The 1,845-nt window shown below is 49.7% G+C and carries 3 protein-coding genes; 1 reads left to right on the top strand and 2 read right to left on the bottom strand.

The features are described 5' to 3' along the window. The first annotated feature begins 40 nt into the window (after window positions 1-40). Window positions 41-409 (top strand): MmcQ/YjbR family DNA-binding protein, encoded by a 369-nt coding sequence (locus KQI17_RS13345; protein ID WP_216496679.1) that lies wholly within the window; start codon window positions 41-43, stop codon window positions 407-409. Between the two features lie 51 nt (window positions 410-460). On the opposite strand, the gene KQI17_RS13340 is transcribed toward KQI17_RS13345, so the two are convergent. Both KQI17_RS13340 and KQI17_RS13930 read right to left on the bottom strand, forming a co-directional pair. Further along, window positions 461-1,171 carry a DUF6198 family protein gene (locus KQI17_RS13340; protein ID WP_216496678.1) on the bottom strand — a complete coding sequence of 237 codons (711 nt, stop codon included), beginning with the start codon at window positions 1,169-1,171 and terminating at the stop codon, window positions 461-463. Window positions 1,172-1,709: 538 nt separating this feature from the next. After that, window positions 1,710-1,838 (bottom strand): SpaA isopeptide-forming pilin-related protein, encoded by a 129-nt coding sequence (locus KQI17_RS13930; RefSeq protein ID WP_371822002.1) that lies wholly within the window; start codon window positions 1,836-1,838, stop codon window positions 1,710-1,712. Window positions 1,839-1,845: the final 7 nt, after the last annotated feature.

Here is a 1,845-nt window from a genome sequence, read left to right as displayed (position 1 = left end):
TAATGATGATGCGAGAATATGTTTTGCGGAGTGTGATTCGATGGATCGGGAAGAGCTGAGACAATTCGTATTGAGCAACTACAGCGCAGAGCCGGACCGCCCGTGGCTCAACCATCCCCACTTTGAGGTGTTCCGTCACAGCAATAACCAAAAGTGGTTTGCCTTGGTAATGGACATACCGAAAAGCAAGCTCGGCTTGCCGAGCGCGGATATGATAGATGTCGTCAACCTCAAGTGCGATCCCATTCTGGTCGGATCGTTTCGGGGCGATGCCGGTATCTTTCCCGCGTATCACATGAGCAAGGCGAATTGGATCACGGTCGCTCTGGACGACAGTGTGCCGGACGAAAAGCTCAAGGTGCTGCTGGATCTGAGTTACGAGCTGACGGCGACAAAGCCGAGAAAGTGATAAATGGGTACAAATATCAGTGCACCGGCGTGAAGTGAGATAAAAGCCGTTTTACTTTGCTGACATCTGCGTTGCAGCATCCGGCACAAAATATTTCCGCCACGGAAAACGGTCGCAGAACGTCCAGTGCTTTTCATAGAATGCGGAGAATCGTCCGATGACATAGCCGTTGACCAGCGCGCACAGGATCGTCCCCCACTTCACGCCCTCGAAGTGCCAAAGCCCAAAGGTAAGAAAGCTCATCGCCACGCCGATCAGACAGCTCACACAGTCATATCCGGTTTTGAACCGATTGATATTTGCGCCGAAACGGTCAGAGACCTCTTTCACAAAAAGCTCGTAGACCTCGGGTGAAATGTAGGTGTGGAACATGGCGGAAACACCAGCAGCGCAAAAAAGCATCCCCAGCACATAGTAGATCGCGCGCAACCAAACGCTGCCCGCCGGAAGTATGGCGCCAAGCAGCATGAAGGCGTCCAGTACAAAGCCGTAGACGACCGCCGTGACAAAGGAGAAGAGATACGACACGCGGAAGCGCCGCAGCAGCAGGCACATGGCGAGCAGCAACACCGCCTGCAAACAGTATTCCGCCATGCCGAAGGTGACGAAACTCCACGCAGGAGACAGCCAACGGTAAAGAAGGTATGCAGGCGCTACCACCATGGAAACGCCGAAGTCGGCCTTTTCCATCAGGACAACTCCCCATGCAACAAATACGATGCCGAGTACATAGGCAAGCTCTGTACTGAATGTTCTCTTCATTTTTGATCCCCCAAACAAAAAATGAGCTTTTTCCGTTTGGTATAGAAACGGAAAAAGCTCATTTGTATTGTACCACGCTTGTCAAGCGATACAGAGCTTCGACGGCGCCATGTCTCGCAGCTTGGACAAACCTATTGGGGAAAAAGATTATGTAACGGCATGGCGGCAGAAATAGAACTTCCAGTTTGCCGAGCCAAATAAAAAAGCCCCTTTTGGGGCCTGTAACAGCAAAAAAGATGAGCCTTGACTACCAATCGAAGCAGTCAAGGCTCATCCTTGGTTCTTGGTATCTAACATCAATTTAACCTCGCTTTCTTGAGTTGAGAGGGGGTTAGCTGTTCATTGGACTCACCCTTTCTGTATCTATAAGATAGCATAAGAAAGCAAAGAAATCAATGCAAGAAACAAACAGCTTTTCTTTCAGAAATATGTTTATTGCAATGAAATTAGGTACAGGCGTGCAAGATTGGATTGACGCCTCTGCATAATTGCTGTATCATAGGATTGTTGAGGGCTTTTACAGCGTATGTGAAGGCCCTCAATCATTTGTATAGTATTCAATTTCTGTCGTGGAGCCGTAGCGGAGATAGATCGTTTTCAGCTCAGGGTCGAGCACATAACCGTCCGCCGCTTTGATCTCACGGAGATAGTAGCGGCCATCAGCCAGTCCGTCG

Origin of the sequence: Oscillibacter sp. MSJ-31, assembly GCF_018918025.1 — a bacterium.
Taxonomy (GTDB): domain Bacteria; phylum Bacillota; class Clostridia; order Oscillospirales; family Oscillospiraceae; genus Hominicoprocola.
Note: the sequence above shows the minus strand (reverse complement) of the source record. Positions and strands in the feature narration are given on the sequence as shown.

Excerpts from the sequence above, each read along its gene's own strand:
- KQI17_RS13345 (WP_216496679.1), top strand. The coding sequence starts at position 41 with ATGGATCGGGAAGAGCTGAGACAATTCGTATTGAGCAACTACAGCGCA.
- KQI17_RS13340 (WP_216496678.1), bottom strand. The coding sequence starts at position 1,171 with ATGAAGAGAACATTCAGTACAGAGCTTGCCTATGTACTCGGCATCGTA.